Annotated in this window: 8 protein-coding genes and 2 pseudogenes; 5 read left to right on the top strand and 5 right to left on the bottom strand. The window is 69.6% G+C overall.

Features of this window, described 5'->3' with window-relative positions:
* Together ABZ818_RS42405 and ABZ818_RS42400 are read right to left on the bottom strand one after the other, a co-directional pair.
* Window positions 1-271: pseudogene (locus tag ABZ818_RS42405) on the bottom strand (hypothetical protein); the annotation flags it as partial.
* Between the two features lie 190 nt (window positions 272-461).
* Window positions 462-830 carry a helix-turn-helix domain-containing protein gene (locus ABZ818_RS42400; RefSeq protein ID WP_361427573.1) on the bottom strand — a complete coding sequence of 123 codons (369 nt, stop codon included), beginning with the start codon at window positions 828-830 and terminating at the stop codon, window positions 462-464.
* Window positions 831-868: 38 nt separating this feature from the next.
* Between ABZ818_RS42400 and ABZ818_RS42395 the strand changes: the two genes are divergently transcribed.
* Window positions 869-1,123: an ATP-binding protein gene (locus ABZ818_RS42395; RefSeq protein ID WP_361427570.1), complete on the top strand. Its 255-nt coding sequence runs from the start codon at window positions 869-871 to the stop codon at window positions 1,121-1,123.
* 122 nt (window positions 1,124-1,245) lie between these two features.
* On the opposite strand, the gene ABZ818_RS42390 is transcribed toward ABZ818_RS42395, so the two are convergent.
* Window positions 1,246-1,905 (bottom strand): type III effector protein, encoded by a 660-nt coding sequence (locus ABZ818_RS42390; protein WP_361427567.1) that lies wholly within the window; start codon window positions 1,903-1,905, stop codon window positions 1,246-1,248.
* A 127-nt stretch (window positions 1,906-2,032) separates the two neighbouring features.
* On the opposite strand from ABZ818_RS42390, the gene ABZ818_RS42385 reads away from it, so the two are divergent.
* From ABZ818_RS42385 to ABZ818_RS42375, 3 genes are all read left to right on the top strand, one after another.
* Window positions 2,033-2,464 (top strand): Hsp20/alpha crystallin family protein, encoded by a 432-nt coding sequence (locus ABZ818_RS42385; protein WP_263213524.1) that lies wholly within the window; start codon window positions 2,033-2,035, stop codon window positions 2,462-2,464.
* 105 nt (window positions 2,465-2,569) lie between these two features.
* Window positions 2,570-2,965 (top strand): DUF2267 domain-containing protein, encoded by a 396-nt coding sequence (locus tag ABZ818_RS42380; RefSeq protein ID WP_361427576.1) that lies wholly within the window; start codon window positions 2,570-2,572, stop codon window positions 2,963-2,965.
* A gap of 67 nt (window positions 2,966-3,032) precedes the next feature.
* Complete coding sequence (locus tag ABZ818_RS42375) at window positions 3,033-3,470, top strand: DUF2267 domain-containing protein (RefSeq protein ID WP_361427563.1); 438 nt, start codon at window positions 3,033-3,035, stop codon at window positions 3,468-3,470.
* A gap of 272 nt (window positions 3,471-3,742) precedes the next feature.
* Here the strand turns inward: ABZ818_RS42375 and ABZ818_RS42370 are convergent, their stop codons facing one another.
* Window positions 3,743-4,162 carry a hypothetical protein gene (locus tag ABZ818_RS42370; protein WP_361427560.1) on the bottom strand — a complete coding sequence of 140 codons (420 nt, stop codon included), beginning with the start codon at window positions 4,160-4,162 and terminating at the stop codon, window positions 3,743-3,745.
* Between the two features lie 293 nt (window positions 4,163-4,455).
* Window positions 4,456-4,800 (bottom strand): MerR family transcriptional regulator, encoded by a 345-nt coding sequence (locus ABZ818_RS42365; protein ID WP_361427557.1) that lies wholly within the window; start codon window positions 4,798-4,800, stop codon window positions 4,456-4,458.
* A gap of 637 nt (window positions 4,801-5,437) precedes the next feature.
* Between ABZ818_RS42365 and ABZ818_RS42360 the strand changes: the two are divergent.
* A pseudogene (locus ABZ818_RS42360) lies at window positions 5,438-5,813 on the top strand (hypothetical protein).
* Window positions 5,814-5,910 lie beyond the last annotated feature (97 nt).

Below are 5,910 nucleotides of genomic sequence, written 5' to 3'. Positions count from 1 at the left end.
AGACCGGCCCCGCGGAGGAGTCCGAGCGGATCTCGCCGGCGCGGATCAGCTGGATGACCGCGGCGCGGACGGCGTCGTACACCGAGTCGGCGACGACGTACTGCGGGGCGGTGATCATGTCGGGCTTCACCGTCCAGTGCTCGCCCAGAGACTCGATGGCGACGAAGACGGCGTCCTGCTCCTTGGCCTGCCGGTACGCCGCCTTGAAGACCGCCATGCCCGTCGCGTCGGGAATGAGGTCGGCGGGGCAGGGAGCCGGCAGCGGCTGCACGAGAGCCATCGTGCCAGGCGCGCGGGACGGCGCGGACGTCGACACGGCAGGCGTGTGCCTCACTGGGCCTGGTCAGGCGGCCGATGGGCAACCGGCGCGCTGGCAGGGCTCCGGCCCGGGACTGGCGGAACCGTCTTGGACAGAGAAGGACCCCAGCGTGGTCATAGCCGGGGTCCTTGCCGTGCGGGAGTCAGGGGCGCTCGTTGGAGAGGCCGATGGTGGGGTCCAGTCGGTGGCGGGGCGGGCCGGGGGCGTCGTCCGTGTCATCGCGCTTTGGGCCGGTGGTGAGGTCTAGGAGGGCGCGGATGGACAGTTCGGCCTCCGCTGGATGCCGGAACGGCCCATCGTGGTTGACGGTGTACTGGTTGCGTCGGCCGACCCGGCCCTTTTGCAGATAGCCGGCCTCTGCGAGATCTGCCACGATGCGCTGGGCCGTGCGCTGGGCGAGCTGACAGGTGGCAGCGAGCTCGTGCAACCGGGCAGTGGGATTCCGGGCGATCACCATCAGCACCCGCGCGTGGTTGGTCAGAAAGGTCCACCGCCGGCTCTGGTGGTCCATGATGATCGAAGCCCTTCCCTCCTCAGTGCCTGTCACTGGTGGTATCCGAACTCGCCACCAACGCGCTGCGTCACGGCGGCGGCCGCTATACCCTCCAACTCGGCGCCACCGCCGACGCGGTGCACGTCGCCGTTACCGACCTCAACCCGTCACCCCCGCGGGAACGCGCCCCCGACCTGGGCGGTGGCGCCGGCGGGTTCGGATGGCCCATGGTCCGCCGCCTCACCAGCGAGGCGACCATCACCGCTGGCCCCGGGCGGGGCAAAACCATCCATGCCCGCCTGCCACGGTGACAGTGCCGCCAAGGGGCAACCGTGGCTGACTGAAGTTGATCTCTTGAAGAGCGGCGGGCTCCGGCCGGTCGGCCGGAGCCCGCCGCGTGAGTTCCGACGTCGCACATGGAGCTCTGCATCGGTCAGTCGGGGGCGGCATCTGCGGCTCTGGCGCAGTCCGTAAGGGCCTCGAGTCGGGCGGCGAGGCCGGGGTGGGTGGTGGTCAGGAAGGGGCGGGTGGTGGTCAGTGGGCGGATGAGGGCGGCGGGGTCGTCGTCGGCGAGGGCCGCGTTCAGCTGCCTGAGCGGGGAACGCGCGGCGGCCGGAAGGTCGGTGAGGGCGGTGATCTGGCCGGCGATGCGGCGCAGGTCGGCGGCGTTGCGGCGGGCCCAGGTGGCGGCGCTGCGTTCGGCGGCGCGGTGTTCGCGGGTGGCCTGGACGCGTTGTTCGCCGGTGGTTCCGGCGGGTCCGGGCCGACCCCGCAGGTAGCGGCGTTCGGCGGCCTGGCGGCTGGCGACGCCGAGGGGGTGGGCGAGGTCGGCCCAGCTGGCGCCTGCGTGGCGGGCGGTTTCGATCAGGCCGGTCTCCCATCCGGCGAGCTGCTCGCGCACCTGTCGCAGCAGCAGCAGGGAGGCCAGGGCCTGCTCAGGGCCGGCGTCGGGGACATCGGGGGAGTTGGGGGCTTCGTGCCGGGCGGCGCGCAGGGCGTCGTCTATGGCGTGCAGGGCCGCCGCGGCGGCGAGAAACGATGCCGGGCTCTGAGCGCCGGCGCTGGAAGGGGCCGGCTGGTCGGCTGCTGTCACGGGCACCTCCCTCGGGCTGTCGTCTTTCCGACGACGCTCTTGTTTGTCATCCATTGGATGACATGTTACAACGGTTTCAGTGAGGCGCATTGGCAGCAACTGCCCGAACCTTCTGGAGGTGTTTTCGATGTTGATGCGCACCGACCCCTTCCGTGAGCTCGACCGGCTGGCCCAGCAGCTGATGGGCCCGGGCACCTGGTCGCGGCCGTCCGCGATGGCGATGGACGCCTACCGCGAGGGTCACGAGTACGTGGTGGCCTTCGACCTCCCCGGTGTCAGTGCGGACGCGATCGACATCGACGTCGAACGCAACATGCTGACCGTCAAGGCCGAGCGCCGGCCCGTGGCCAAGGGCGACGACGTGCAGATGGAACTCTCCGAGCGGCCGCTGGGCGTCTTCTCCCGCCAGATCGTGCTCGCGGACACGCTGGACACCGAGCAGATCAAGGCCGACTACGACGCCGGGGTGCTCACCCTGCGGATCCCGATCGCCGAGCGCGCCAAGCCCCGCAAGATCTCCATCGGCTCGGGATCCGACCGCAAGGAGATCTCCGGCTGAGCCGGACGATGCGGGCCGAACGGCGGCGGAGGACGGGCACCTGATCTCCCCTCCCCCCGTCCTCCGCACCCGACGGGACGGACTCGAAGAAGGGTGGCGATGGACGTGACCCTGCGACAGGAAGCGTTCCTGGAACGTGTGAGGGAACGCGGCGAGTACGACAGCCTGCCAGAAGCAGAACGCGCGGCCCGCGTGGTGCTCGCCCTGCTCGGCGCACACCTGGTCGGCGAGGTACGCGCCGAGCTGGCGGCGCGCCTGCCGGAAGACTTCGCCCTGATCCTCCTCAACCCGCTGCAAAGCAGAGAGCCCCTGCCACCGGAGCGGTTCCTGCGCGCGACCGCCGCCTGGATCGAAGGGGCCACCGAGCAGACCGCCGCCTGGGACGTCAGCGCCGTCCTCAGCACGGTCGCCGACGCGGCCGGCGACGACCTGCTGGGCCAGATCCTGCTCCAGCTCCCCGTCGGCTACGACCTCCTCTTCGGCCACCCCCAGCCCGCCTGACCACCCACCCCCCGGTGCCCCCGCTCAGGCACCACGACCTTCGGCGACAGAAAGGGCAACGACCACAGTGATGACCGACCGGCGTGCACCACTCCAGCACACACCCGTGATGACGTACGAGCAGCTGCTGGAGAAGGTCCGCTACGAAGGCGCCTACCCCACCCGGGAAAGAGCCGAGGATGCCGTCCGCCTGGTCCTCGCGGGACTCGGACGCCAGCTGACGGGCGACGAACGCGTCGAACTCGCCGCCCGCCTCCCCTTCGAAGCCGCAACGATCCTCACCGCACAGATCCCCGACACCCAGCCCCTGACCGGCTGGGCCTTCGTCAAGGACCTCGCTGCCCGCACCGGCGACACCCTGGGCACCACCCGCTGGGACACCGGATCCGTCCTCTGCGCCGTCGCGGCCCTGGCCGGCCCCGACCTCCTCACCCGCATCCTGCACCAGCTCCCCTCCGGCTACGCGGTGTTGTTCGGCCGCGCCGAACTCACCCAAGCCGCGTAGACGGCCAACGTGCTGCTGAACATGCTGAAGTCGGTGGGCCTGCGGGGGCCCTGAGCCTTGACGCAGGGCGGAGCCGTCCCGGTGGCGTCCCCCGTGCCACCGGGACGGCTTGTGTGTCCGGGCGACGATAGGGGTCACTTCCTCATCTACGACGAACAGTTCGTCCGTCGTGATGGTGACGAGCAGCCCCAAGTGCACGCCTTCTGTGTGGCCGAACCGCGATGGGCGGATCACCGGTTCCGGGTCGGCGGCCCGGCGAACTGGCCGGAACGCTAGGAAGAGAGCTTCGGGCCGAAGTACCCGGGCCGACGGCGGTCGCGGATGACCTTCCGCCAGTCCTGGGTAGCGAACGAGATGTCGATCTCGGCTCCGTCCGTGTCGCGGTCGGGGATGTAGTCGCGGGCCCGGGTGCGGTGGGCCTTGGCGTGCGCGAGCGCGTGCAGGACGCTGACGTCCTCGCTGGTGGCCTTCAGCTCGATGACGTCGGTCAGGTCGAACATCACCGGCCGGTCGGCCTTCAGATGCCCGTGCAGCAGCACCTCCCAGTTGTCGCCGTGGTGGGCGGAGACCTTCTCGATCTGCGCGTACTGGGCCTCGAACCCGCCGAGCCCTTCCACCGCGGACAGCAGGGAGCCCAGCCCGTTGGACTGCACCATCAGCCCCTCGGCCAGCAGCAGGAAGGACGGTCGCATGGCTGCTGACCTGCGACGATGGGGTGCGCCTGCGCCGTTGCGCAGGCTCGTTGGGACCGCTGGTGTCCCTGGTTGTCCGCTCTTGTGGGCACGCTGTGGGTACGCCGCCCAAGGACGCAGCCGAAGCGCTTGCGGGAACGGGCTCTGCGCTTGGCCGCCGCGGTCTCCGCCGACAGCCCGGGGAGCCCTGGCAAGTGCACAGCCCTTCCGGCGGATTGCGCCCTCCTGCCACGCGAACGACTGTAGCGCTCGCTCGGTACTCCGGCGTTCCGGATACGGCCGCGCCCGCGTGATCAGCCGGAGCCGGAACTGCCCGTCGACTCGCTGGCGGCACGGCGGTGCTCGGCGTTGATGCGCTGCGCTTCCTCGAGCTGGTCCTCGAGGATGACGATGCGGCACGCAGCCTCGATCGGAGTCCCCTTGTCGACGAGCTCGCGGGCGCGGGCCGCGATCCGCAGTTGGTAGCGGGAGTACCGGCGATGTCCCCCCTCCGAGCGGAGCGGAGTGATCAGGCGAGCCTCACCGATGGCTCGGAGGAAGGCCGCGGTGGTGCCGAGCATCTCGGCTGCCCGGCCCATGGTGTACGCGGGGTAGTCGTCGTCGTCCAGACGATCATTCAGGGGGTTGTCCGATGTCATGTCACCTCGCTGTGCAACGCGTCGAGGGGCCCTGGTGCCGTACGGCACCAGGGCCCCGAAGGAAATTCAACACCATCCGTCGGCCCTACTGCTGTGCCGACCTTCTGTTTCCGCTACCCGGCCCGGCAGGGCGGAGCGGGGGATCGCAGCTGCGTGACCGGGGACCACCATCCAATCCGGGGTCTTGCGGTACCCGGACCGAGCGCTTCTCGGGCCGGGCGATCCTGATGGCGTCTGCTCCTCCGTTCCTCTCGTACCAACCACTGAATGAACCGGTACTGCTGCCGGCAGCTCCTCTACGTACGAGCCGCCCAGTGCGGCTCTCAGCTCCGTCACCGTTCTGGGAACGCTTTGGCTTCGAGGCTCGAGAGCCGCACTGACCTGCGTACTTCGTGTTCAGCCACTCGCCAGTTCGTGTCTGGCGGGTCTCGTTCGACCATGTCTACGAGAAGAAGCGTACCCACATCAGGAACGAAAATCTACTCATGCAAAAGTAGATTTCACCCTTCTGGTGGAGGAAGAAGCCTGCCGCGATCGGACCTCCCGGGTTGGCTGAAGCCGTCTCCTGCCGAGCACGCAGCCGCTTCAGTCCCGCGGGCGGTTCCTGATACGGGTGGGCCGAACAAGCTCTGCTGTCATGTCGAACCCTGATGAGCTGCTCGTCGCCATCTCCGCCGCGGCGGAGTCCGAGCGAAGCAATCAGATGTCGCTGACCGTGGTCGTCGGCGGTGCCGTCATCACCGGCCGGCTGGCTCCCGAGGCCGTGTGGAGGGAGCGGGTGGCGGAGGCCCTGAAGGACTCGGACCGTCTCGGCCCGTTCTCGGACGTCTTCGCCCGCGGTCCGCGAGGGAACCGGCCCGGTTCGCGGCGAGGCGCCCACGCATCTGCACTTTCATCTCGCCCGGATCCTGCAGGGCAGCCTCGGGATCCCGGAGACGTGCGGCATGTACCGAGTCGCGATCAAGGACGTCAGCGTATGGACCGTAGGAGATCTCATCCACTTCGACCGGTGAGACACAAATGCACCGACACAACCCGCTGGAGCACGGCATGAGCGACCCGTCCTCGACGCCCTGCGCCGCTACCACCTGTCACCGCGGCCTGCGTGAG

The organism is Streptomyces sp. NPDC047453, assembly GCF_040643155.1.
GTDB lineage: Bacteria > Actinomycetota > Actinomycetes > Streptomycetales > Streptomycetaceae > Streptomyces.
The sequence above is the reverse complement of the archived record's forward strand: the minus strand, read 5'-3'. Positions and strand labels throughout refer to the sequence as shown.

Coding starts and splice junctions, on each gene's coding strand:
- ABZ818_RS42385 (WP_263213524.1), top strand. CDS start 2,033: ATGTTGATGCGCACCGACCCCTTCCGTGAGCTCGACCGGCTGGCCCAG.
- ABZ818_RS42400 (WP_361427573.1), bottom strand. CDS start 830: ATGGACCACCAGAGCCGGCGGTGGACCTTTCTGACCAACCACGCGCGG.
- ABZ818_RS42365 (WP_361427557.1), bottom strand. CDS start 4,800: ATGACATCGGACAACCCCCTGAATGATCGTCTGGACGACGACGACTAC.
- ABZ818_RS42370 (WP_361427560.1), bottom strand. CDS start 4,162: ATGCGACCGTCCTTCCTGCTGCTGGCCGAGGGGCTGATGGTGCAGTCC.